Consider the following 23,495-nt stretch of genomic DNA (forward strand, 5'->3'; position numbering starts at 1 on the left):
TGGTCGTTCCGTGTGTTGATCGGGTGTACTCCCCGCCGACGCGGGGGTCCGCCCCCGTCCACTGACTGCAGCGGGCGGGGACGATTTGCTTGCCGGGCCGGATACCCTGGAGGGCAGCCCAGTTCCGCCCCCGACCCCGAGGACCGACGCCGCCGTGTTCGATACTCTCTCCGACCGCCTCAGCGCGACCTTCAAAAACCTCCGCGGAAAAGGCCGGCTGAGCGAAGCGGACATCGACGCCACGGCGCGTGAGATCCGCATCGCCCTGCTGGAAGCGGACGTGGCCCTGCCGGTCGTCCGCACGTTCATCAAGAACGTCAAGGAGCGCGCGCTCGGCGCCGAGGTCTCCAAGGCGCTCAACCCGGCGCAGCAGATCATCAAGATCGTCAATGACGAACTGATCACCATCCTCGGCGGCGAGACCCGCCGGCTGCGCTTCGCCAAGCAGCCGCCGACCGTGATCATGCTGGCCGGTCTGCAGGGTGCCGGCAAGACCACGCTCGCGGGCAAGCTCGGCAAGTGGCTCAAGGACCAGGGGCACTCCCCGGTGCTGGTCGCCGCCGACCTCCAGCGCCCGAACGCGGTCAACCAGCTGAGCGTCGTCGCCGAGCGCGCGGGTGTGGCGGTCTACGCGCCCGAGCCGGGCAACGGCGTGGGCGACCCGGTGAAGGTCTCCAAGGACTCCATCGAGTTCGCGAAGACCAAGGTCCACGACATCGTGATCGTGGACACCGCCGGCCGCCTGGGCATCGACCAGGAGATGATGCAGCAGGCCGCGGACATCCGCGACGCCGTCCGGCCCGACGAGATCCTTTTCGTCGTCGACGCCATGATCGGTCAGGACGCGGTCAACACCGCCGAGGCCTTCCGCGACGGCGTCGGCTTCGACGGCGTGGTGCTCTCCAAGCTCGACGGTGACGCCCGCGGTGGTGCGGCGCTGTCGATCCGTCAGGTCACCGGCAAGCCGATCATGTTCGCGTCGAACGGTGAGAAGCTCGACGACTTCGACGCCTTCCACCCGGACCGGATGGCCTCCCGCATCCTCGACATGGGTGACCTGCTCACCCTGATCGAGCAGGCGGAGAAGACCTTCAGCCAGGAAGAGGCCGCCCAGATGGCCTCCAAGCTGGCGTCGAAGAAGGGCCAGGACTTCACCCTGGACGACTTCCTGGCCCAGATGGAGCAGGTCAGGAAAATGGGCAGCATCTCCAAGCTGCTCGGCATGCTGCCCGGCATGGGGCAGATCAAGGACCAGATCAACAACCTGGACGAGCGGGACGTCGACCGCACCGCCGCGATCATCAAGTCGATGACCCCGGCCGAGCGCCAGGACGCGACCATCATCAACGGCTCCCGCCGCGCCCGTATCGCCAAGGGCGCCGGTGTCGAGGTCAGCGCCGTGAAGTCCCTTGTGGAGCGGTTCTTCGAGGCCCGCAAGATGATGTCCCGCATGGCCCAGGGCGGCGGCATGCCGGGGATGCCCGGGATGCCGGGCATGGGCGGCGGCCCCGGCCGGCAGAGGAAGAAGCAGAAGCAGGCCAAGGGCAAGCAGCGCTCCGGCAACCCGATGAAGCGCAAGCAGCAGGAGCAGGAGGAGGCCGCGCGCCGCGCGGCGGCCGCGGAGGGCGGCAACGCCTTCGGGCTGCCGCAGCAGGGCGGCCAGGACTTCGAGCTGCCCGACGAGTTCAAGAAGTTCATGGGCTGAGAAGCCCGGGGCCGGCGGCCCCGGGCCGACGTCAGGGTGTCCGTGCGATCAGGTACCGGAACACGTTCGGCATCCACACGGTGCCGTCCTGCCGCTGGTACGGGTGCAGTGCCTCGGCCAGTTCCTTGTTCACCTGCACCTGGTCCGTCGTGGCGATCGCCGGGTCGAACAGTCCCGTCGAGAGCAGTCCCCGTACGGCGCTGTCCACGTCGGCGTATCCGAAGGGGCAGGCCACCCTTCCCGAACCGTCCGGCCGAAGGCCCGCGCGCCGGGCGACCTGCTCCAGGTCGTCGCGGTGCGCGGGGCGCCAGTTGCCCGTGCCGCGCACCGGCTCCGCCAGCCTGGTGGCCACCCGGAGCACGGACGCCGTGGCGCAGCGTTCCGCCGGGCCCCAGCCGGTGAGGACCACGGCCGCTCCGCGTCCGGCGAGCGGCGTCGCCTCGGCGAGCAGTCCTCCCAGGTCTTCCGCGTCGCCCGCGAGGCATCCGATCGGTTCGAAAGCGGTCACCACGGTGTACCCGGCGGGGTCCGCTCGGACCGCCCCGGGGGAGCCGTCCACGATCCGGGCGTCCGCGTGCCCGCGCACGCGTGGGTTCCGCCCGGCGGGCAGCAGCCGTTCGCGCGCGTGGGCCAGCCGGTCGGACGAGGTGTCGACACCGGTGACCGCGGCGCCCCGGGAGGCCGCCATCAGCAAGGCGAGCCCCGCACCGCAGCCGAGGCCGAGCAGCCGTGTCGCGGGCCCCACGTCCAGCCGCTCGTAGACGGCCTCGTAGAGCGGTACGAGCATCCTCTCCTGTATCTCGGACCAGTCACGCGCGCGTGACCGCCGGTCCACGCGAGGACCGTGCTCCGTAGGACCGTGTCCCGTACGAGGAAGGTGCTGCCCCACGGGCGTAGGTGTCATAGGTAAGCGCCCCAATCAGCCGAGAGTTGCCGCCGTGCCCGATTACGTGCCCCCCGTGCAGTGCGCTCGCACTCCCCCGTATGCCAGGAAACTCCGCCCCCGACCCGGCGTCCAGTGGAACGGGACGGCGGCTTGGGAGTCGCTCGTGCCAGGGGCAAGAATTCACATTCCGGCAATCGCGGGGCGATGAGCCGGTTCCGGCCAAGGTCCGCAAACCCCTGATCGAGGTCGTGTCCGGTCGTGTCCGGTCGCGTCCCCCATAAGGGCCGGGCCGGTGCCGGGCGCCGTCGGCGGACCCGGTAACGTCGCGGTCGTGACGCTCGTCCACCGGGCGTCATGGCAGTCGTCCACCGGACCGGGGTGCTCCGCCGCGAGAGAGCGGCCGAAACGCCCCTTGCGTACCCGTGGATCGCAGACGCACCGGCGCGCGGGCCCCGCGTACGCGCCGGGACGGGGGACGGCGTACGTCGGCCTACGCACCACCTTGAGGTGAGCTGCGAGGCTTCTCCGCAGATCAGCGCACCCGCCCATCGTCGGGACGCATGAGCGGGTACTGACGGGTAAGGGCAAATTATTTGGGATGCCCCGGAATCGGAACACAGAGGCACCCCGGCTCGTTGTCATTACGTGAGCACGACACAGACACCACCTGTACTCGCCGCAGAACTGGCGCAGGCGTGGGCCGATATCCAGCGGTACCACCCCGAGCTGCCCGATCTTGCCGCGCCCGAGTCCCTGATCGGGGAGTCGTCGTCCGCGTGCGGTCACGAACTCTCCTTCGAGCGACTGCTGCATGAGGCAGTCCACGGCGTCGCCGCCGCGCGCGGCGTACGCGACACCTCCCGCGCCGGCCGCTACCACAACCGCCGTTTCCTCGCGATCGCCGAGGAGCTGGGCCTGGACCATCCCGACGAGCCGCATCCCAGCAGCGGCTTCTCGCTGGTCGCACTCACCCCGGAGGCGAAGCGCCGCTACCGCCCGACGACGGAGCGTCTCCAGCGCGCCCTGAAGGCACATTCCGCCGCGACCGCGGGTGACACCGCCCGCAGCTTCCGGGGTCCGGCGGCACGGCACGGTTCGTCCGGCGGTGGTGTGCGCGTCAAGGCCGTCTGCGACTGCGGTCGCAATGTGCGCGTCGTCCCGTCGGTGCTGGCCCAGGCCCCCATCGTCTGCGGCGGCTGCGGCAAGCCGTTCAGGATCCCTGAGACGGTGGCCTCGGCGGCGAGCTGACAGCGACCCGGCATCTCGTGGGTGCCGGACGCATGGGGACGGGCTCCGAAGGAGTGCGGTGCCGTTCCGCACACCGCCTCGGGGCCGGTCGTGCCGCAGGGCGGCCCCGCCCGGCACGACGGCGCCACCGCGTCGTGCCGGGCGGGGCCGAGGGCTGCCCGCGTGCGGGCCCGCGGTCCCGGGTGCCCCGCGACGTGTGGCACAATGACTAGCTGTACTCGACAGTCGCACAGGAACCCTCTCGCCTCCGGCTGACGCGTCCATCGGGCAATCGGGTACCGCAACCCCACGCGGCCGTCCCGCCGTGCCCAACCACGTCAAAACCAGGAGAACTCACTCCCGTGGCAGTCAAGATCAAGCTGAAGCGTCTGGGCAAGATCCGTTCGCCTCACTACCGCATCATCGTCGCCGACTCCCGTACCCGCCGTGACGGCCGGGCCATCGAGGAGATCGGCAAGTACCACCCGACGTACAACCCGTCGGTGATCGAGGTCGACGGTGAGCGCGTGGCGTACTGGCTCGGCGTCGGCGCTCAGCCGACCGAGCCCGTGCTCGCCATCCTCAAGAAGACCGGCGACTGGCAGAAGTTCAAGGGCGAGCCCGCCCCGGCCCCGCTGCTGCAGCAGGCCGAGAAGGCCGGGCGCCCGTCGTTCGACGCGCTCGGCGGCGAGGACGAGGGCAAGGGTGAGGCGATCACCCAGAAGAAGAAGGCCGAGAAGAAGGACGAGGCCGCCGCTGAGTCCTCCTCGTCTGCGTCGACCGAGGCCTGAGCATGCTCGAGGAGGCTCTCGAGCACCTCGTGAAGGGCATCGTCGACCATCCTGACGATGTGCGGGTCGCCTCACGCGACCTGCGCCGCGGGCGGGTGCTCGAGGTCCGGGTCCACCCGGACGACCTCGGCAAGGTGATCGGCCGCAACGGCCGCACCGCACGCTCCCTGCGGACCGTCGTGGGCGCCATCGGCGGCCGCGGTGTCCGTGTCGACCTCGTCGACGTGGACCACGTCCGCTGACGCTCAGCGCAACCGGCTCGGGCCGGGGAGGGCCTCAGGGCCGTCCCCGGCCCGTCGTCGTACGACAGGAGATCAAGCACAGTGCAGCTGGTAGTCGCTCGCATCGGCCGCGCCCACGGGATCAAGGGCGAGGTGACCGTGGAGGTCCGCACCGATGAGCCGGAGCTGAGGCTCGGGCCCGGTGCCGTCCTGGCCACCGATCCCGCCACCGCCGGTCCGCTCACCATCGAGACCGGCCGGGTGCACAGCGGTCGCCTCCTGCTGCGTTTCGAGGGTGTCCGCGACCGCACCGGCGCCGAGGCGCTGCGCAACACCCTGCTCATCGCCGAGGTCGACCCGAACGAGCGGCCCGAGGACGAGGACGAGTACTACGACCACCAGCTGATCGACCTGGACGTCGTCACCGAGGACGGGCAGCACGTCGGCCGGATCACTGAGATCTCCCACCTGCCGACGCAGGACCTGTTCGTGGTGGAACGCCCCGACGGCAGCGAGGTGTTCGTGCCGTTCGTGGAGCAGATCGTCACCGGGATCGACCTCGAGGAGCAGCGCGCGGTCATCGACCCGCCGCCGGGCCTGATCGACGACCGGACCGCCCGCGACGAAGTCGCTGACGGACACGGTGCTTCCTCGCGGGACGAGGCGTGATGCGGCTCGACGTCGTCACCATCTTCCCCGAGTACCTCGAACCGCTGAACGTCTCCCTCGTGGGCAAGGCGCGCGCGCGGGGACAGCTGAACGTCCAGGTGCACGACCTCCGCTCGTGGGCCCACGACCGACACAACACCGTCGACGACACCCCGTACGGCGGCGGCCCCGGCATGGTCATGAAGACCGAACCGTGGGGCGAGGCGCTCGACGAGGTCCTGGCGGACGGCTACGAGGCCGGCTCGCACGCGCCCGTCCTGGTCGTCCCCACCCCCAGCGGCCTCCCCTTCACCCAGGAACTCGCCGTCCAGCTCTCCGAGTGCCCCTGGCTGATCTTCACCCCGGCCCGTTACGAGGGCATCGACCGGCGCGTCGTCGACGAGTACGCGACCCGTATGCCCGTCCACGAGGTGTCCATCGGCGACTACGTCCTGGCCGGCGGAGAGGCGGCCGTCCTCGTGGTCACCGAGGCCGTGGCCCGGCTGCTGCCCGGCGTCCTGGGCAACGCCGAGTCCCACCGGGACGACTCCTTCGCCCCGGGCGCGATGGCGAGCCTCCTGGAAGGGCCCGTCCACACCAAGCCGCCCGTCTGGCGGGGCCGGGGGATTCCCGAGGTGCTGCTCAGCGGGCACCACGGGAAGATCGCCCGCTGGCGGCGCGACGAGGCGCTCAGGCGCACCACCGAGCACCGGCCCGACCTCATCGAACGCTGCGATCCGAAGGCCTTCGACAAGAAGGACCGCGAAATGCTCTCCATCCTGGGCTGGGAACCGGACCCGGAGGGGGAGGCCCACGGCCGATTTTGGCGCAGGACCGGCGGCGTGGAAGAATAGGCCGCTGTTGTGCGCCGTCCGGCGTGCGCCCCTGCCGCAGGGGGACACGACGCCCGCCCCGCACCGCACACCCGAGATCCGAACCCCTAGTTGCCGTTGATGACCTGCGGCATCAGCGAAGAAAGCAGACGAAATGTCTCACCTGCTCGACTCCGTCGACTCCGCGTCGCTGCGCAGCGACGTCCCGGCCTTCCGTCCCGGTGACACCGTCAACGTCCACGTGCGCGTCATCGAGGGCAACCGCACTCGTGTGCAGCAGTTCAAGGGCGTGGTGATCCGCCGCCAGGGTGCCGGCGTGCGCGAGACCTTCACGGTCCGCAAGGTCTCCTTCTCCGTCGGCGTCGAGCGCACCTTCCCGGTGCACACCCCGATCGTGGAGAAGATCGAGCTCGTCACCAAGGGTGACGTCCGTCGCGCGAAGCTGTACTACCTGCGTGACCTGCGCGGCAAGGCGGCGAAGATCAAGGAGAAGCGCGAGAACTGAGCGCTTTTCCGAGGTGAGCCCGAGGCCGGATAACATCTGGCCTCGATGGACACCGAAGCACAGCCGACGGAGCGCGACCGCTCCTCCCGCCCGGCCGGATCCGAGGAGACCTCGGAGGCCCCGGGTCGGGAGGAACGGTCGCGCTCCTCGTTGGTGCCGCGTCTCGTGGACGGGCTCCCCGGAGGGTGGATCACCGCGACCCTGCTGTCGGTGCTGCTGCTCCTGCTGGCGCTCAGCACGTTCGTGGCACGGCCGTTCCAGATCCCCAGCGGATCGATGGAGCCCTCGTTGAGGGCCGGGGACCGCGTTCTCGTACTGAAGGCGGCATACCGTTTCGGAGCCGGGCCGCAACGCGGCGACGTGGTTGTGTTCGACGGCACCGGGTATTTCGGGGACACCGACTACATCAAGCGCGTTGTCGGTGTGGGCGGGGACCACGTGGTCTGCTGCGACAGGGAGGGGAGGATCCGGGTGAACGGCCGGTCGGTCGACGAGTCGGGCTTCCTGTTCCCCGGCGAGAGCGCGTCCACCGTACCCTTCGACGTCGTCGTGCCCGAGGGGCGCCTGTTCGTCCTCGGCGATCACCGCGGCGACTCCAGCGACTCCCGCGACCGCCTCGGATCGCCCGGCGGCGGCATGATCCCGGTGAGCGCGGTGATCGGCCGCGCCGACTGGATCGTCTCGCCCTTCGACCGCACCACCCGGCTGCACCGCCCCGACGCCTACGCGCGCGTGCCGGCACCGGGGACGAACGCGGCGCACCCGGGGGAGGGGGCCCATGGGTAACCGCGGCAAACCCCGCGGCGGCCCGGTGAGCGCCGCGGAGAACCTGCTGCCCACCGGTGTGCGCCGCACGGTCAGCGCGGCCGACGGGCGGAGCCGGGCCGACCGGCGCAAGCTCCAACGGAAGGTCAAGCGGCGGCGTAGGCAGAGCGCGGTCAAGGAGATACCGCTCCTGATCGGGGTCGCCGTCGTGATCGCGCTGGTGCTGAAGACGTTCCTCGTCCAGGCTTTCGTCATCCCGTCCGGCTCCATGGAGCAGACGATCCAGGTCGGCGACCGCGTCCTGGTCGACAAGCTCACCCCGTGGTTCGGCTCCAAGCCGCAGCGCGGGGACGTCGTCGTGTTCAAGGACCCCGGCGGCTGGCTGGAGGACGAGCAGACCACTCCCACGAGGGACGACCCGGTCGGCGTCAAGCAGGTCAAGGACGGGCTCACCTTCATCGGGTTGCTGCCGTCGGAGAACGAGAAGGACCTCATCAAGCGGGTCGTCGGAGTCGGCGGCGACCAGGTCAAGTGCTGTGACACACAGGGCCGGGTCACCGTCAACGGCGTACCCCTGGAGGAGGGCGACTACCTCTACCCGGGCAACGCCCCGTCCACGACGCCGTTCGAGGTCACCGTGCCCGAGGGGCGCCTGTGGGTGATGGGCGACCACCGGTCCAACTCCGCCGACTCCCGTTCCCACCAGGACACCGACTACGGCGGCACCGTCTCCGAGGAGGAGGTGGTGGGCCGGGCCATGGTCATCGCCTGGCCGTTCGCTCACTGGAACACTCTGGACGAGCCCGAAACCTATGCGTCCGTGGCGGACCCGACACGCGGGTCGACCGCTGCCGCCCCGCTGTCGCATAGGGTTGCCCAGGACCATTCGAACGGAATGGTTCAGCTCCCGAGCCCTGCGGAACTCCCGCTCGTTATGGGAGTGGTGGGCCTGCGCCGCGCATGGGGCAGGCGGCGGCACAGAGTGAGGAGCTGGCGTGGGGGATGTGGCGGTTGGCGCACGATCCGGAGCCGACGGCGAGGAGCACCGCGATCGGTCCGCGGGCCCGGACGTCCCGGCCGAGGACAGCGCCGCGACCTTCGGGAATGACTCCCCGGCGGTCGAGGAGGGAAGCGTGAGGGACGACCGGACGAGGACCGGGGACCAGGGGTCGGGCGAGCCGCCCCGTCAGGAGAAGAAGCCACGCTCCTTCTGGAAGGAACTGCCCATCCTGGTCGGCATCGCGCTGGTGCTGGCGCTGCTGATCAAGACGTTCCTGCTGCAGGCGTTCTCGATTCCGTCGGACTCGATGCAGAACACCCTCCAGCAGGGTGACCGCGTCCTGGTCGACAAGCTCACCCCCTGGTTCGGTTCCGAGCCCGAGCGCGGCGAGGTCGTGGTCTTCCACGACCCCGACAACTGGCTGGCGGGTGAGCCGACACCGGAGGCCAACGCGCTGCAGAAGGTCCTCAGCTGGATCGGTCTGATGCCGTCCTCGGAGGAGAAGGACCTGATCAAGCGGGTCGTCGGGGTCGGCGGGGACGTCGTCGAGTGCAAGGGCACCGGGCCGCTGACGGTCAACGGCGTCGCCCTGAACGAGGCGTCGTACGTCTACCCGGGCAACACACCGTGCAGCCAGGACGACCAGGGCGGCCAGTTCAGGGTCGAGGTGCCCGAGGGCCACATCTGGGTCATGGGCGACCACCGGCAGAACTCCCGGGACTCCCGGTACAACCAGGCCGACAAGAACCACGGCATGGTCCCGGTGCAGGAGGTCGTCGGCCGTGCCGTCGTCATCGGCTGGCCGGTCAACCGCTGGGACTACCTCGAGGTCCCGGACACCTTCGACCAGCCCGCGCTGAACAACGAGGCGTCGGCCGGGGCGGCCCTGTCGGTGGAGCCCCAGGGGCTCGCGCTGGTGGGCGCCGTGCCGCTGGTGCTCTGGCGGCGCAGGCTCGGGGGCGGCGGCGAGCGCTGAGCGCCGCCGAGGAGGGGCTGACCCGGTTCGGTACCGCCGGGTAGGGTGCCGTCCATGACTGGTCGGAGCACGACGCGTACGGCTTCGCGGGGCGGCGGTGCGGGCCGGGGTCCGGCGGGCGGCCGGACCGGGCAGCGACTGTCCTCACTGGCCGTGGCACTGGGCATGGTGCTCTTCCTCGGCGGGTTCGCCTGGGGAGCGGTCGTGTACCGGCCGTACACCGTGCCCACCACCTCGATGGCGCCGGCGATCGGCGCCGGTGACCGGGTGCTGGCCCAGCGCATCGGCAGCGGTGACGTCCGCCGCGGTGACGTGGTGGTCTTCGAGGACACGAACTGGGCGAACGTACCGGTCCTCAAGCGGGTGGTCGCCGTCGGCGGGGACACCGTCTCCTGCTGCGAGGACGGTCGGCTGAAGGTCAACGGTACGAAGATCGACGAACCGTATCTCTCCGAGGACGAGGTGGCCGGGTTCAGCGGCTTCCCGGAGGTGACCGTGCCGGAGGGCCGGCTGTTCCTGCTCGGTGACGAGCGCGCCGGTTCCGTGGACTCCACCGCCCATCTCGCCGACGCCGCGAACGGCACCGTCTCCCGCAAAGCCGTCCAGGCCCGCGTCGACGCCGTGGTCTGGCCGATGGAGGGCATGCTGAAGGCCCCCACCGGCTTCGAGGAGCTCGGCGCCCTCTCTTCGCCGGGGCCGCTGCGGACGATCGTCGCCCTGGTGATCGCCGGCGCGGTACTCATCTTCGGCGGCGCCGCGTACGGCCCCCTCGCCGAGCGGGCCGGAGCCCCTCGGGCGCGGAAGGCGGGCGTGGGGGCGTCCGGTGGCCGCTGAGCCGGCCCGCCCGGCCGAGGACTCCTACGACTGCGGGCTGCGCAGGGTCGCCCGCGTGGTGCTGCTCGACCCGCGGGACCGCATCCTGCTGCTGCACGGCCATGAACCGGACGACCCGGCCGACGACTGGTGGTTCACACCCGGCGGCGGCGTGGAGGGCGACGAGACCCGGGAGCAGGCCGCGCTGCGGGAGCTCGCGGAGGAGACGGGCATCACCGAGGTGGAGCTGGGGCCCGTGCTGTGGCGGAGACGGTGCTCCTTCCCGTTCGCGGGCCGCCGCTGGGACCAGGACGAGTGGTACTACCTCGCCCGTACCACCCGGACGGTCACCAAAGCCACGGCGCTGACCGAACTGGAGCGGCGCAGTGTCGCCGGAGCGCGCTGGTGGACGTGCCCGGAACTGGCGCGGGCGCATGAGACGGTGTACCCGACCAGACTCGCCGAACTGCTGCGCACGCTGCTCGAGGAGGGCCCTCCGGCCGGACCCGTGACCCTCGACACCGAGATCGTCTAGCGAAAGGTCCCGGGAGCTGTCCGGCAGGGCGGACCGGCTTCAGGGAACGGAGGCCCCCGGGACTGGCGCACAATGGTGGGATCGCACGGGTGAAGGGGAACATGCCATGAGCGCCGAGGACCTCGAGAAGTACGAGACCGAGATGGAGCTCAAGCTCTACCGGGAGTACCGCGACGTCGTCGGTCTGTTCAAATACGTGATCGAGACCGAGCGCCGCTTCTATCTGACCAACGACTACGAGATGCAGGTGCACTCGGTCCAGGGCGAGGTGTTCTTCGAGGTGTCCATGGCGGATGCCTGGGTCTGGGACATGTACCGGCCGGCCAGGTTCGTGAAACAGGTGCGCGTCCTCACGTTCAAGGACGTGAACATTGAGGAGCTCAACAAGAGTGATCTGGAGCTCCCCGGCGGGTGACAGGAGCTCTGGGTAGGTGACAGAAGCTCCCGGCGAGTGACGGAGTTGTCCACAATCGCCGGGTTGTCCACCAAGATCCACTTCGGGCGGCCGACTGCGTGACGGTTGGCGCCGGAGGTGGTGCCGACATGTACACCCAGCAGGCACGCAGCGCACTCGGCAGGTACGGCGAGGCGCTGGCCGCGCGGCGGCTGGCGCAGGCCGGAATGACGGTCCTGGAGCGCAACTGGCGCTGTGGTAGAACCGGCGAGATCGACATCGTGGCCAGGGACGGAGACGTCCTCGTCGTCTGCGAGGTGAAGACCCGCAGGGCCGCGTCCTTCCAGCACCCCATGGCGGCCGTCGACCCCGCCAAGGCGAGCCGCCTGCGGGACCTGGCGCAGCGCTGGCTCCAGGCACACGGGGGAGCGCCGCCCGGCGGTGTCCGCATCGACCTGATCGGCGTCCTGCTGCCGGAGCGGGGCGCGCCCCGGGTCGAGCACGTCCGGGGGGTGGCCTGAGATGGGGTTCGCCCGTACCTGCTCGGTGGCGCTGGTGGGCGTCGAGGGCGTGGTCGTGGAGGTCCAGGCCGACCTGGAACCGGGAGTGGCGGCGTTCACCCTGGTGGGGCTGCCGGACAAGAGCCTGACGGAGAGCCGGGACCGGGTCAGGGCCGCCGTGGTCAACTCCGGTGCGGAGTGGCCGCAGAAGAAGCTCACCGTGGGACTCAGCCCGGCATCGGTGCCGAAGGCCGGCAGCGGCTTCGACCTGGCCGTCGCCAGTGCCGTCCTGGGTGCCGCCGAGCGGATCGATCCGCGGGTGCTCGCCGACCTCGTGATGATCGGTGAGCTGGGACTGGACGGCAGAGTGCGACCGGTCCGGGGCACGCTGCCCGCGGTCATCGCGGCGGCCGACGCGGGGTACGAGCAGGTGGTGGTGCCCGAGTGCGCCGCCGCCGAGGCCTCGCTGGTGCCGGGTGTGTCGGTACTGGGCGTCCGCAGCCTGCGCCAGCTGATCGCCCTCCTCACCGACGAACCCGTGCCCGAGGAGGAACCAGGCGGCCAGGGGCGGCCCGATCCGCTCCTGGCCGGGCTGCGGGTCCCCGGCACCGGCGCGGCCACCGGCATGCACAGCGCCGGCGCGGCCCACTACGACCCCGGCTGCGACCTTGCCGATCTCGCCGACGTCGTCGGCCAGCTTCCGGCGCGGACCGGGGTGGAGGTGGCGGCGGCCGGCGGGCACCACCTGTTCCTCGAAGGACCGCCCGGCGCGGGCAAGACGATGCTCGCGGAGCGGCTGCCCTCGCTCCTGCCCCCGCTCGACCGGCAGGAGTCGCTGGAGGTCACGGCGGTGCACTCGGTGGCCGGTCTGCTGCCCCCGGGCAAGCCCCTGATCGACACCGCCCCCTACTGCGCTCCGCACCATTCGGCCACGATGCAGGCGCTCGTCGGCGGCGGCCCCGGAGTCGCCCGGCCCGGAGCGGTGTCCCTCGCGCACCGGGGTGTGCTCTTCCTGGACGAGACCCCCGAGTTCGGCGGACGTGCCCTGGACGCCCTGCGTCAGCCGCTGGAGGCCGGGCACGTGGTCATCGCGCGCAGTTCCGGCGTGGTGTGCTTCCCGGCGAGGTTCCTGATGGTACTCGCCGCCAACCCCTGTCCCTGCGGCCGCTTCTCGCCGAAGGACGCCCTGTGCGAGTGCCCGCCCTCGTTGATCCGCCGCTACCAGGCCCGGCTGTCCGGCCCGCTGCTCGACCGGGTCGACCTGCGGGTCGAGGCCGAGCGCGTCACACGCGTCGAACTGACCGCCGACGGAGCCCGCGGTGAATCCACCGCCACGGTCGCCGACCGGGTGCGCGCGGCTCGTGAACGTGCTGCCGCGCGGCTCACCGGCACTCCGTGGCGCACCAACGGCGACATCCCCGGACGGGAGCTGCGCCGCCGCTGGCACGCGGCGCCCGGTGCGATGGAGGACGCCGAGCGGAGTCTGGAGCGCGGTGTGCTCAGCGCCCGCGGACTCGACCGGGTGCTGCGGGTCGCCTGGACCGTCGCCGACCTGGTCGGTCACGACCGGCCCGACGCCACGGACGTCGCCCTCGCGCTGCAACTGCGCACCGGCGTACCCCGTGGCGTGCCCATGGCCATCGGAGCGCTGGCATGAACCGCGCCGACGAGCCCGCGGGCGGGCGGTCCGGCCGTGAACCGGCCGACGGCCGCGGTGACGAGTTCCTCGCCCGGATCTTCCTCACCCGTGTCCTCGAACCCGGCGACGAGACCGGTGGGCGGTGGGTGCGGGAACTGGGCGCGCGGGAGGTGGTGTCACGGCTGCGGGACGGAGCCGAGCCGCTGCCGGGGGTGAGCGGCCGACGGTGGGCCGGACTGCTGGCACGGGCCGAGCGGGTCGAACCGGGCCGGGATCTCACCGTCGCGCGGGACGCCGGGGCGCGGTTCGTGTGTCCCGGGACGGCCGAGTGGCCCCGGCAGCTCGACGACCTGGGGGACGGCCGGCCCCTCGGGCTGTGGGTGCGCGGCCCCGCCGACCTGCGGATGTGGGCGCTGCGCTCGGTCGCCGTCGTCGGTGCCCGCGCCTGCACCGAGTACGGCGCCCACATGGCCGCCACCCTCTCCGCCGAACTCGCCGAACGCGGCTGGGTCGTGGTCTCCGGCGGCGCCTACGGTGTCGACGGCGCCGCTCACCGGGGTGCGCTCGGCTCGGGCGGCGCCACCGTCGCCGTACTCGCCTGCGGAGTCGACCGGCCCTACCCGCGCGGACACACCGGACTGATCACCAGGATCGCGGAACAGGGGCTGGTGGTCGGCGAGCTGCCGCCCGGTGATCACCCGACGCCGAGCAGGTTCATCCTCCGCAACCGGGTCATCGCCGCGCTCACCCGGGGCACCGTGGTCGTCGAGGCCGCCCACCGCAGCGGCTCCCTGGTGACCGCCAGGGCGGCCCGGCGCCTGGGACGCCACACGATGGGGGTGCCCACACCTCTTTCCGGGGGTGCCGCTCTGGCTCCGATCCGGTTCCGGCTGGCCGTTGCGGCGTAGCGTCACCCGGTCACAGAGCACGAGGCCACGGGCGGTATCTCCCGTGGCCTCTCGTGTGCCCGCCGGGCTCCGGCGCCCGGGGGTGGGGTCTCGTGCGCTCCGAGACCCCACGGAAGCCCGCGACGACCTATGCGGACGGGTGGGACTGCGATCCCTCCCGCTGGGCTGCCTCCCTCCGGGCGCGCTTCAGTTCCTGCCACGCCTCCCAGGCACGCCGGATCGACGCGAACAATTCGGGGAGCTGATCAATGAAGCCCTTGAGGGCGTAGAGCAAGATCGACAGAACGCCGAAGACGGCGAGGATGGCGAGCGTCATGGCCCCGTCCAACGTCTCGGTACCTTCCTAGGTCAGGTGACCGAGCGGGGGCTCATGCGCAGGGCACTCGTCAGCTCGGCCACAAAAAGCGTGGCTCGAACTGAGAAGCCCTGCGTCCGACGTATCGCCGAGATCTCAGTAGCCGAGCAGGGTCGCCCGGCCGTTGATCAATACAGTTCCGTGCAAGGACAAGAATCACGCAGTCGCGGTAGCCCGACGTCGGATGAGCTGGTGTTTAGAACCCGTGCAAAAAATCACACGTAGCCAGCCCTGACGGACCACTCACCCTCTGGAACTCCCTGCAAGCAGGGATGACCGTCACAGAGGTGACATAAATGATCTTGCCTAATGCCCGAAGAGAGTTCGCAGCTCCACTCAGGGCACGCTCACGAGGATAGCGCAATACCCGCGAACTATGCCCCGTCACAAGGAATTTGGGCGTTGGCCTGCTGAAATGCGGCAGCCCCACCTCGGTGAGGTGGGGCTGCGGGGCAACCTACGTGGCGGCAGGCGGCTCCTGGTCCTGCTGCGCCGGGGGCACAGCGGGGGGCTTTTTGAAGCTGTCCCACGCGTCACGTGCCTTGCTGGCGGACTCGATCACGTCCGGGACCTGGTCCAGCAGCCCCTTGAGTGCGAAGAGCAGCACTGAGGCCACGCCAGCGATGGCGAGAATGATGATGATGGCGGTGCCGTCCACCGATCCTTACCCTCCCTGTCATGGGTCGGATCGGGTGCGCAGGCGGCCTCGATCCGAACCCTACGGTTCGGACCGAGACACCTGCGCGGACGCACAAAGCGCGAAGGTGCTCTCGGGGTGGGCTAGAAGCCCAAGTGTCTCTAGTCAGCAGGTTGAAACGTCGGCCCCTGTCTTCACGGCTGGCATGCGTCCAACCCCTAAGGGGCTGCAAGCTCCAACAGGCGCGTTTCCCGGGCCCGACGTTGCGTCGAATGCCTGGTATGAGTCAGGAGCCATTGCGTCCCCTGAACACTCCCATTTTAGCGCATCCCGGCCCGGTAAGCACCGTGTACAAGAACAACTAAGCCCCACCCCGATCGAGTTGGGGTGGGGCTGATGCTGGGTCAGTAGGAGGTCAGCGCCGGTCGGGGGTGCCATTGCCTCGGCAGCGGTAGCACCGGCAGAGCGGCCACCGCGTGTCGAGCAGCGGTCGGTTCGGCAGAGCATCGACCGACCACTCCCGCGCGCTGACCTCGCGCATCTCCTTGGTGGCGGCGTCGTACTTGTACACCCGAATGCTTAGTCCGGTCATGGTGGCCCCCTCGTCGTCCTGACCAGCAGGTATCGCGGTATCGCATCTTACCGTGAGATCGCGATGTCGCATAAGACTGCGGTAGCGCGGGTTACCGCGTGGTCATACGTTCGCTACGTGAGTGACCTTGATCGTTCCCGCCCGGTGTGGCGGCAGGTGGCCGAGATCATCAGTAAGCGGATCGTCGACGGGACCTATCCGCCGGGCAGCCGCGTGCCGGGCATCGTCGAGCTGAGTGCCGAGTTCGAGATCGCGGCCAGCACCGCTCAGAAGGCCCTCGCGCACCTGCGCGACACCGGCCAAGTGCGCACCGAGCTGGGTCTCGGCACCTTCGTCGCCGACTCGGAGTAGAGGCGTTCCGAGAACTCCTGCCGAGTGCGACTTCCGTGTGCCCGGTGTTGTCGGTTCCCGGCGCTACTCTGAAAGTGTTGACGGAGTGCCACTTGGTGTGAACGGGGCGGGGATCGATGACAGGGACAACGGATGAGGGCGGGGAGCCCGAGAAGAAGGCCCCACGGCCTTCGAGTTACCTCCCTCGGGTGACACCGAATCTCCCTAACCTCGGGGCAATCGTTGGGGCGCAACTAGCCCGTACGGTTGGCGAGGCGATGATGGCCGGCCTCAACCATGCCGCTGAACGTCCTCGTGTTGAGCAGAGGGTTGAACGGGTCGACCAGATCCAGAACGTCTTCATTGATCAAAGTCATGGTGTCCAGATCGGGGACACCCACACCCAGAGCAGCCCTCTTGCCGAGCAGCGCCAGAAGTTCCACTTCGACTTCCTGAACCACACGCTCAAGCAGGCCGAGTGGACCTTCCGGCTGAGTGTGTGGTTCATGACCGGCGGAGCGCTGGTGATCCTTGCCGGTGCCGTGCTGGCGCTGGTGCACGCCGGAAATCCTGACATCAGTTATCTGCCGTACGTGACTGCTCTCACCGGTGCGCTGATCACGGTCGGCGGTGGTGCCTTGGCCGTGCACTCGAAGCGCACGATGGCCAACCTCACCAAGGCCGCCGAGGACAACGAGAAGAAGATCGACATCGACCACAAGCTTGAGGTCGCCACGTCCTTCATCGACCGCGTTGAAGATCCGGAGGCGAAGGACCGTCTCAACTCGGCCGCCGCGATGAAGGCACTGGGCATGGAGGCCAAGCCCGAGATGATGGTCGACCGGCTGCTTCCCGGGGATCGGGCGAGGGAGATCGAGCCGGGCGGTTCGACCGGCTGACGCCCGGCGGTGTTTCCCATACGCCCGCACCGGGGGAGCCTGTACGCCATGCAGCCCTTACACATTGAGGCGTGGGTCGGGGACGAGTGGCAGCGGGTCGTGCGGCTCGACGGCAACAAGGAGTTCTGGCCGTCCAGTCACGGCGACACGGACACCAATCAGTCGCAGGCCCTTGAGGACTTCCTGAAGGCCAACCCCGGCATGTTTTGGGTCGAGACCACCGTCGCCCCGCACGGCGTGCTGTTCGGTCCGGGGGTGCCTCGCCTGTTCCGGCTGTCTCCTTAGCGCATCGGAGCCCCGGAGAGCCGACCTCCGGGGCCCCTGCGCGTTCACAGCACGCCGAGCGACGTCAGTACCCCCAGGCACAGCGGCAGAGTGGCACCGAAGGCGCAACCGCCGTACAGGAACGCCGGTCCCTTGGGGGTGTTCGGCTTGTGCATGATGAGGCCCGCCACGATGGCGACTATGACGGAGAACAGGAAGCAGCTCAGGAAGATCAGCATCTTGACGCCGAACGAGAGATTCACGGTCCGATTACCTTTCCGGTGGATCGGACCTTCGGCACGTAGCGCTCAGTCCGACCACCACGTGACATACGTGTGATCTTGACTGAGGCCGTACCGACGTTCGGGCTCTCGGTGCCTTGCCAGGGCGCTGTGGCTGTTCTCCGATTTAGGACGCGCTCGTCGCAACCTCTGGAATGCCTCCAGAGGAGCCTGTCACCTTCCTACGCGATTCAGCCCTAGCCCAACCCCGTGGGCCCCGTGCTCTCGTCGGCTTGACCGGGGACGTCGGAACCCGGTTCGCGCTTAGGCGCCCAACTCTACCTGAAACGACAGAAGTTGATGGTTGAACAGCCGTAGGCCCGGGACGGTATCTCCGAGGGCTTCGTGCTGGCGGGGACGGCCGGACGCCCCGGGCGGGTACGAGAGGCCGCCGGAGACCCCACGGGAGGCCGGGACGGCGCATGCCCGTGCCCGCAGGCCACGCTGCCGGACGACCGGGCATCATGTTGAGACCCCAGGTGCTCGCCGGCCATAACCTCCCGTGCTTGGCGATCACGTCTCGTGACAGCCGCGGAGAGGGTCAGCGAGCCCCCGGCGACTTGCGTCAACCGCAAATTGCGAGAGGCCCGACCTGCGTGCTCCACTGGGTACCAGCCGGGCGGCACAGCCCCCGGTCAGGGCCCCGCTTCGGCGGTGCGGCCCCAAGTTCCCCGCCGTGTTCGGCATCCACGCAACGCCGACGACGGGAACCCTCATGGCTTTCGAGTTCGACCCTGACGCGCTGCGCCGGATCAGGCGTGAGCGCGGTGTGACACAGCAGAAGCTCGCCGACATGGTCGGCCGGGACGTGACCACGGTCAGCCAGTACGAGCGTGGCCGATACGGCCTCTCGGTCGGCACGCTGGCCGCGATTGCGCGTGCCCTCAACGCCCCGATGGACGCCTTCATCAAGGCCGCCGACGACCGCGAGTTGGTGTCGGCGTGATGGACATCAAGGACGCGCGCCCCATGACGGAGTCCGAGCGCAAGCGGCTCCTCCGTCTCCTCTTCGGCAAGCAGCAGCCGAAGTAACCCCACCCCAAACAGCACTGAGCCCCCGGTAGCGGCGACCAAACCAACCGGGGGCTTCAGAGAGGAACTGCAATGACCAACACCACGATCGAAACACGGGATTTGGTACCGGGGCAAGTGGGAGCCGACACGGCCACCAACCCGTATCAGGCGTACGGGCTGTACCGCTCGGCCGGATGGCTGGGCACATTGCCGATCCCGTACAAGAGGAAGACCTATCCGCCGTCCGGCTTCACGGGCGAACAGGGCAAGTTCCCGACCGACGCGCAGTGCGCGGCGTGGCTCGGCGAGTACAAGGCGGCGAACATTGCGCTCCGCGTGCCCGACGGCCTGATCGGCATCGACATCGACCAGTACGAGAAGGACGGCAAGGAGAAGCGCGGTGCCGACAACCTCCGTGCGATGGCGGAACGCGAGGGCCTGAGCCCCCTTCCGGCCACCTGGTCGAGCACCCGCCGCGACCCGGACGGACCGGCGCGTATCCGGTGGTTCCGGGTGCCCAAGGGCATCAAGTTCGACGGCCAGCCGGTGGAGGACGTTGAGATCGTCCAACACGGTCACCGGTACGCGATGGTGTGGCCCTCGGTCGCGCCCGGCGACGAGTCCGGCGAGTGGACGCAGTACGCCTGGTACGACCCGGAGGGCGCGGAGGCGGTCCGCGTTCCGGCACCCGACGAGATGCCTTGGCTTCCGGCTGACTGGGTGGAGGCGCTTCGGGAGGCCGACCACCGACCGGCGCATGGGTCGGCGACGACCGGCGGCAAGTCCACGGCGAGCCTTGAGGAGCTGCTGGCGCTTCCGCCCGAGCACCCCGGACGCAACAACACCTGGTTGACCAAGGTTGCCGGGCATCTCGCTCGGCTGCACGAGGGCGACCGGGGCACCTACTTGGCCCGGCTCGAAGAGGCCGATCAGGTGTCGGACCGCCCGCACCACCCGACCGCGTTTCGGAAGACCGCCAACAGCGTCTGGCGCAGGCACCAGGACAGCCGGGAGGGCCGCAAGATGACCAACGAGACCACAGGAGGACTCGACCTCGTGCCTTCTCCGTTCAAGCCGGTGAAGGTTGCCCGGCTTTGCCTCGATCAGATCTGGACCGTCCAAGGTTCCTGCACGCTGCACCGCTGGCGCGGCTCCTGGATGTCCTGGACCGGCGCGCACTGGCGCGACGTCGAAAGCCAGTGGGTCAGCAGCAAGATCCAGGACCGCCTTGAGGACGCCAAGTTCCTCGACAAGGGCGAGAACGACGACAAGCCGTTGCTGAAGGACTGGGACCCCAACAACGCCAGCGTCAACAACGTCGTAAGCGCGATCAAGAACATCACGCTTCTGGACGAAGAGACCGACTCCGGAACCTGGCTCGACGCCCGGCCGTCCGGCCGGATGGTCGCCTTTCAGAACGGGCTGTTGGACATCCGCACCCGAGAGCTGGTGGCCCCCACTCCGGCCTTCTTCAACACCACCTCGCTGCCGTACGACTACAGCGACGCCGACGCCGCGCCGGGCGAGTGGTTGAAGTTCCTGCACTCGGTCTGGCCGGACGACGCGCAGTCCGTCGAGACGCTGCAAGAGTGGTTTGGTTACGTGCTCTCGGGCCAGACCGACCTTCAGAAGGCGTTGATGATGGTCGGCCCCACCCGGTCCGGCAAGGGCACCATCGCGACCGTGCTTGAAGCGCTCGTCGGCAAGCAGAACGTTGCCGGTCCGACCCTGTCGAGTCTGGCCACGAACTTCGGTCTTCAGCCGATGCTCAACAAGACCCTGGCCATCATCGACGACGCCCGCTCTCCCAAGCGTGACCGCGAGGTCATCCTTGAGCGTCTGCTGTCCGTGATCGGTGAGGGCATCCTGACCGTGGACCGCAAGAACCGTGACCAGTGGATCGGGCGTATCCCGGCTCGGCTGGTCCTCCAGTCCAACGAGCTTCCGGCGTTCGCCGACAGCTCCGGGGCCATCGCTGGCCGGTTCGTCATCCTCACCATGACCAAGTCGTTCCTGGGTCAGGAGGACACCGGCCTGAAGGGTCGGCTGTTGCAGGAGATCCCGGCCATCCTGCGTTGGGCTCTCGATGGGCTCGACCGGCTGACGAAGCGCGGGTACTTCCTTGAGCCCGAGGCCTCCGGCGACGCTCGCGCGCTGCTCCAGGAGTCCACCTCACCGATCAAGGCGTTCATGGAGGACTGGTGCCGTCTCGGCAGTGACCTGGAGGTGCCCAAGAGCCACCTCTTCGAGGTCTGGAAGTCGTGGTGCGAGGCACGCGGATTCATGCCGGGCAGCATCTCCACCTTCGGCAAGCAACTGGTTGCCGCCGAGAACTCCATCAGCAGCCGCCGTGAGCGGCCCCGGAACAAGCCGACGGTTCACTACTTCACCGGGATCTCGCTGATCGAGTAGCCGTCATCTGGCACGCCACATATGGCACGCGGCCACCCCTGCGCCGACCTCGCAGCCGCGTGCCATATGTGTGACCCGGGCGTGCCATATGACGTGCCATATGACGAGAGCTTGCGCGAGAGGAAAGCGCCGCAGGCCAGAGGGGGTGCAGGGCCCTGCGTGCCATATGTGCCATATCTCGTGCAACGTACTCGGTTCTTACGAGGGGGCGCGCTCTCCGGGGCGACGAGACCACGGTGCGCACGCCATATGGCACGTATGGCACACCTGGCACGGCGGGTGGCCGCTGCGGACCGGAGCAGCCGAGTGGCCCGGTGTTTGGCGGGTCAGGAGGGCCGAGGCCCAGGACGGTATCCGGGAGGGCGCGAGAGGGCGGGGCCGGTACTCGGTGCCCGCCGGGCCCCCAGAGGCCGTCCGGAGTACCGCCGGACGCCAGGACGACACCAGGGGCGCGGCGGCGGGTGGCCCCGGAGAGCCCCAGCGTCCGGTGAAGGCCGGCGAGCACCTTGCCGCCAACACACGTGAGCCCCAGCCGACCAATGCGTCGGCTGGGGCTCACGTTCCCTCGGGCGGTCCACCGAGAGCGGCGGGAAGTGGTGGACCCAAGACTTCCCGCGCCCGCCATGGCGAACACCACCGCCAGAAAAGCAGCGGCGCGGGTGGCCTGTCCATCGGGTAATTGCCGGTCGCGCAATCTTGCATTGAAAGCAATTGGTCTACCGTGCGGTGGGCCGCACGTGCTGGACTTTTTCTATGGACGGAGCGAGCATCCGGGAGCTTCGGCGTGCCCGGGGAATGACGCAAGAGGAATTCGCCGGAGCGGTAGGGACGTCGCGCTTCATGGTGAATCGCTGGGAAGCCGGGGTTCACCGGCCGAATCTCGACAGCCTCAAGAAGATCGCGGAGGCGACCGGAAAGCCGCTCATCGAACTCGTGGGGGAGGTGTCAAAATGAAGCAGCCGAAATTCCAATTCGCGGATGACGGGTGGGTCGCGATAACACGCGACGCGAGCGGACAGCTCCGGACCCAGGGCGTGCGGATCTTCGAGCTGGGCGACGAGGGCGTAACGGCGCTCCTGAAGAACGCCGACGGCACGCACGTGGCGGACCCGAACGTGATCGACGTGATCAAGGGCGACCCGCTGGAGGTGGCCAAGCTCGTGGCGCTGCTTCAGCTCAAGGAGCTGAACGACCAGGCGACCACGTCGGCGCAGCTCGACGCCGTGGCAGCGGTGGCCAACTGGGTTACGGACTGGGAGCCCCAGCGTGGCTAAGTTCGAGGAACCGGAAGGGATCGGCAACGAGGTGGCCACTCCCGCCGAGGGTCAAGGCCAGGACGGCGGCGGAGTACCGGTACAACCTCGCGCGGAAATGGTCGTCGTGCTGGCGCAGCAGGGTTTGGCACGTAACGAGATTGCCCGACGTACCGGTATCTCGACCGCCACCGTTTCGCGCATCGCCAAGGCGAACGGCATCACCTTTGACCGGGCCCGGATGGAACGTCCCCTGAAGGCCCGAATTCATGACCTGAAGGTGGCGCAGGCCGGAATTGCCGAGGGTCTGCAAGAGGACGTGGCCGTGGCTCGAATGCTGCTGCGCACCGCCCGGACGCACCGTGATTACGCGTTTGCCAGCAAGGCCATTTCGGATCTCACCCAGGCCGTTCAGCGCATGACTCCCGAGGTCACCCAGGAAGACGCCTTGGAGGAGACCAAGGACTTCCTGTTGGGCCTTCGCGAGGACATGCAGGCGGCGCGTCAGGCTTTCGAGACCGAACACGGAATTCCCCTCGGCAGTCCCGAAGCGACAAGGCTTCACCGAAAAGCACTTGGATTGGATGGCAACAATGAGCAACCGTAATTTCGGCGAGGTCGTGCAGGGTCCGATGACGCCGGACGGCCCGAGCGTGGAGGACCTGCGGGCGGAGATGCACGGCGGACAGGTGGCCGGGCGGTTCCGTTACCGGGACGAGCGCGGACCCCAGGACGCCGCCGTGATCCGGGGCGAGTCCGTGGCCGGGGACGGCGCCGTGACCGAGGCCCAGATGGCCGAGATCCGGAAGGCCGCCGGGATCGGGGCCGACCACCGCCACGCCGCCCACGCGGCCAAGTCCTTCAGCGACCGGCGCGACCCGGTGACCGGCGGCGTGATCCGGACCTGGGAAGACGGCCGCACCGAGCTGGTGGACGAGACCCGCCCGGCCAGCCGGGGCTGAGCCCACGACGGCACGGGACGGGGGTCCGGACGGCCTCCCGTCCCGCCCGGGGCCCACGGGCCCGGCCAGCCCACGAGAGATCCGGGGAGAGCCGCCGGAGGCCGGAGCCAGAACGACACCTGGAACAGGCGTCAGCCCGCCCATTCCACG

29 protein-coding genes and 1 pseudogene are annotated in these 23,495 nt (G+C 69.3%); 25 read left to right on the forward strand and 5 right to left on the reverse strand.

Annotated elements, in window-relative coordinates; genetic code table 11:
- Positions 1-154 precede the first annotated feature (154 nt).
- Positions 155-1,705: a signal recognition particle protein gene (gene ffh / locus JL475_RS06265; RefSeq protein WP_202276226.1), complete on the forward strand. Its 1,551-nt coding sequence runs from the start codon at positions 155-157 to the stop codon at positions 1,703-1,705.
- Between the two features lie 31 nt (positions 1,706-1,736).
- Here ffh and JL475_RS06270 read toward each other — a convergent pair whose 3' ends face one another.
- Positions 1,737-2,609, reverse strand: coding sequence for a class I SAM-dependent methyltransferase (locus JL475_RS06270; RefSeq protein ID WP_202276228.1), 873 nt, complete (start codon positions 2,607-2,609; stop codon positions 1,737-1,739).
- A gap of 627 nt (positions 2,610-3,236) precedes the next feature.
- Between JL475_RS06270 and JL475_RS06275 the strand changes: the two genes are divergently transcribed.
- The 15 genes and pseudogenes from JL475_RS06275 to dprA all read left to right on the forward strand — a co-directional run.
- Positions 3,237-3,839, forward strand: coding sequence for a hypothetical protein (locus JL475_RS06275; RefSeq protein ID WP_109381756.1), 603 nt, complete (start codon positions 3,237-3,239; stop codon positions 3,837-3,839).
- Between the two features lie 341 nt (positions 3,840-4,180).
- Positions 4,181-4,609, forward strand: coding sequence for a 30S ribosomal protein S16 (gene rpsP / locus JL475_RS06280; RefSeq protein ID WP_202276230.1), 429 nt, complete (start codon positions 4,181-4,183; stop codon positions 4,607-4,609).
- Positions 4,610-4,611: 2 nt separating this feature from the next.
- Entirely contained in the window at positions 4,612-4,851 is a 240-nt protein-coding gene (locus tag JL475_RS06285) for an RNA-binding protein (protein WP_202276232.1), read from the forward strand.
- A gap of 81 nt (positions 4,852-4,932) precedes the next feature.
- Positions 4,933-5,499: a ribosome maturation factor RimM gene (gene rimM, locus JL475_RS06290; RefSeq protein ID WP_202276234.1), complete on the forward strand. Its 567-nt coding sequence runs from the start codon at positions 4,933-4,935 to the stop codon at positions 5,497-5,499.
- Positions 5,499-6,332 carry a tRNA (guanosine(37)-N1)-methyltransferase TrmD gene (gene trmD / locus JL475_RS06295; RefSeq protein ID WP_202276236.1) on the forward strand — a complete coding sequence of 278 codons (834 nt, stop codon included), beginning with the start codon at positions 5,499-5,501 and terminating at the stop codon, positions 6,330-6,332. The genes rimM and trmD overlap by 1 nt, the downstream gene beginning before the upstream one ends.
- 133 nt (positions 6,333-6,465) lie before the next feature.
- A complete protein-coding gene (gene rplS, locus JL475_RS06300) occupies positions 6,466-6,816 on the forward strand; it encodes a 50S ribosomal protein L19 (RefSeq protein WP_109381761.1) in 351 nt (116 codons plus the stop codon).
- Between the two features lie 45 nt (positions 6,817-6,861).
- Positions 6,862-7,602, forward strand: coding sequence for a signal peptidase I (gene lepB, locus JL475_RS06305; protein ID WP_202276237.1), 741 nt, complete (start codon positions 6,862-6,864; stop codon positions 7,600-7,602).
- Entirely contained in the window at positions 7,595-8,689 is a 1,095-nt protein-coding gene (gene lepB / locus JL475_RS06310) for a signal peptidase I (protein ID WP_202276238.1), read from the forward strand. The genes lepB (JL475_RS06305) and lepB (JL475_RS06310) overlap by 8 nt, the downstream gene beginning before the upstream one ends.
- Entirely contained in the window at positions 8,577-9,557 is a 981-nt protein-coding gene (gene lepB / locus JL475_RS06315; protein WP_202276239.1) for a signal peptidase I, read from the forward strand. Before lepB (JL475_RS06310) ends, lepB (JL475_RS06315) begins: the two co-directional genes overlap by 113 nt.
- A gap of 54 nt (positions 9,558-9,611) precedes the next feature.
- A complete protein-coding gene (lepB, locus tag JL475_RS06320) occupies positions 9,612-10,391 on the forward strand; it encodes a signal peptidase I (protein WP_202276240.1) in 780 nt (259 codons plus the stop codon).
- Positions 10,381-10,905, forward strand: a complete 525-nt coding sequence (locus JL475_RS06325) for an NUDIX hydrolase (RefSeq protein ID WP_202276241.1) — start codon at positions 10,381-10,383, stop codon at positions 10,903-10,905. Before lepB (JL475_RS06320) ends, JL475_RS06325 begins: the two co-directional genes overlap by 11 nt.
- A 106-nt stretch (positions 10,906-11,011) precedes the next feature.
- The gene (locus tag JL475_RS06330) at positions 11,012-11,320 is read left to right on the forward strand and encodes a DUF2469 domain-containing protein (protein WP_003965949.1); all 309 of its coding nucleotides are present in this window, start codon (positions 11,012-11,014) and stop codon (positions 11,318-11,320) included.
- A 98-nt stretch (positions 11,321-11,418) separates the two neighbouring features.
- A complete protein-coding gene (locus tag JL475_RS06335; RefSeq protein WP_202276242.1) occupies positions 11,419-11,820 on the forward strand; it encodes a YraN family protein in 402 nt (133 codons plus the stop codon).
- A 1-nt stretch (position 11,821) separates the two neighbouring features.
- The gene (locus tag JL475_RS06340) at positions 11,822-13,456 is read left to right on the forward strand and encodes a YifB family Mg chelatase-like AAA ATPase (protein WP_202276243.1); all 1,635 of its coding nucleotides are present in this window, start codon (positions 11,822-11,824) and stop codon (positions 13,454-13,456) included.
- Positions 13,453-14,283 (forward strand): annotated as a pseudogene (gene dprA / locus JL475_RS06345) (DNA-processing protein DprA); the annotation flags it as partial. The gene JL475_RS06340 and the pseudogene dprA, both read left to right, overlap by 4 nt.
- A gap of 190 nt (positions 14,284-14,473) precedes the next feature.
- Here the strand turns inward: dprA and JL475_RS06350 are convergent.
- From JL475_RS06350 to JL475_RS06360, 3 genes are all read right to left on the reverse strand, one after another.
- On the reverse strand, positions 14,474-14,662 hold the full coding sequence (locus JL475_RS06350; protein WP_202276254.1) for a hypothetical protein: 189 nt from the start codon (positions 14,660-14,662) through the stop codon (positions 14,474-14,476).
- Positions 14,663-15,158: 496 nt separating this feature from the next.
- Entirely contained in the window at positions 15,159-15,359 is a 201-nt protein-coding gene (locus JL475_RS06355) for a hypothetical protein (protein WP_202276256.1), read from the reverse strand.
- Positions 15,360-15,753: 394 nt separating this feature from the next.
- Positions 15,754-15,930 (reverse strand): hypothetical protein, encoded by a 177-nt coding sequence (locus tag JL475_RS06360; RefSeq protein ID WP_202276258.1) that lies wholly within the window; start codon positions 15,928-15,930, stop codon positions 15,754-15,756.
- 117 nt (positions 15,931-16,047) lie between these two features.
- Between JL475_RS06360 and JL475_RS06365 the strand changes: the two genes are divergently transcribed.
- The 3 genes from JL475_RS06365 (at position 16,048) to JL475_RS06375 (ending at position 17,444) form a co-directional block, all read left to right on the forward strand.
- Positions 16,048-16,281 (forward strand): winged helix-turn-helix domain-containing protein, encoded by a 234-nt coding sequence (locus JL475_RS06365; protein WP_307824983.1) that lies wholly within the window; start codon positions 16,048-16,050, stop codon positions 16,279-16,281.
- Between the two features lie 257 nt (positions 16,282-16,538).
- Positions 16,539-17,159, forward strand: a complete 621-nt coding sequence (locus tag JL475_RS06370) for a hypothetical protein (RefSeq protein ID WP_237406371.1) — start codon at positions 16,539-16,541, stop codon at positions 17,157-17,159.
- Between the two features lie 48 nt (positions 17,160-17,207).
- Positions 17,208-17,444, forward strand: coding sequence for a hypothetical protein (locus JL475_RS06375; protein WP_202276262.1), 237 nt, complete (start codon positions 17,208-17,210; stop codon positions 17,442-17,444).
- A gap of 44 nt (positions 17,445-17,488) precedes the next feature.
- On the opposite strand, the gene JL475_RS06380 is transcribed toward JL475_RS06375, so the two are convergent.
- Complete coding sequence (locus tag JL475_RS06380) at positions 17,489-17,686, reverse strand: hypothetical protein (protein WP_202276264.1); 198 nt, start codon at positions 17,684-17,686, stop codon at positions 17,489-17,491.
- Positions 17,687-18,419: 733 nt separating this feature from the next.
- On the opposite strand from JL475_RS06380, the gene JL475_RS06385 reads away from it, so the two are divergent.
- From JL475_RS06385 to JL475_RS06410, 6 genes are all read left to right on the forward strand, one after another.
- Positions 18,420-18,650, forward strand: coding sequence for a helix-turn-helix domain-containing protein (locus tag JL475_RS06385; RefSeq protein ID WP_202276266.1), 231 nt, complete (start codon positions 18,420-18,422; stop codon positions 18,648-18,650).
- A 158-nt stretch (positions 18,651-18,808) separates the two neighbouring features.
- Positions 18,809-21,130: a phage/plasmid primase, P4 family gene (locus JL475_RS06390; RefSeq protein ID WP_202276268.1), complete on the forward strand. Its 2,322-nt coding sequence runs from the start codon at positions 18,809-18,811 to the stop codon at positions 21,128-21,130.
- Between the two features lie 753 nt (positions 21,131-21,883).
- On the forward strand, positions 21,884-22,084 hold the full coding sequence (locus JL475_RS06395) for a helix-turn-helix transcriptional regulator (protein ID WP_202276270.1): 201 nt from the start codon (positions 21,884-21,886) through the stop codon (positions 22,082-22,084).
- The gene (locus JL475_RS06400; RefSeq protein WP_202276271.1) at positions 22,081-22,404 is read left to right on the forward strand and encodes a hypothetical protein; all 324 of its coding nucleotides are present in this window, start codon (positions 22,081-22,083) and stop codon (positions 22,402-22,404) included. Before JL475_RS06395 ends, JL475_RS06400 begins: the two co-directional genes overlap by 4 nt.
- Positions 22,397-22,990 (forward strand): hypothetical protein, encoded by a 594-nt coding sequence (locus tag JL475_RS06405; protein WP_202276273.1) that lies wholly within the window; start codon positions 22,397-22,399, stop codon positions 22,988-22,990. The genes JL475_RS06400 and JL475_RS06405 overlap by 8 nt, the downstream gene beginning before the upstream one ends.
- Positions 22,977-23,345 (forward strand): hypothetical protein, encoded by a 369-nt coding sequence (locus tag JL475_RS06410; RefSeq protein ID WP_202276275.1) that lies wholly within the window; start codon positions 22,977-22,979, stop codon positions 23,343-23,345. Before JL475_RS06405 ends, JL475_RS06410 begins: the two co-directional genes overlap by 14 nt.
- Positions 23,346-23,495: the final 150 nt, after the last annotated feature.

Source organism: Streptomyces sp. M2CJ-2 (assembly GCF_016757295.1).
Lineage (GTDB): Bacteria > Actinomycetota > Actinomycetes > Streptomycetales > Streptomycetaceae > Streptomyces.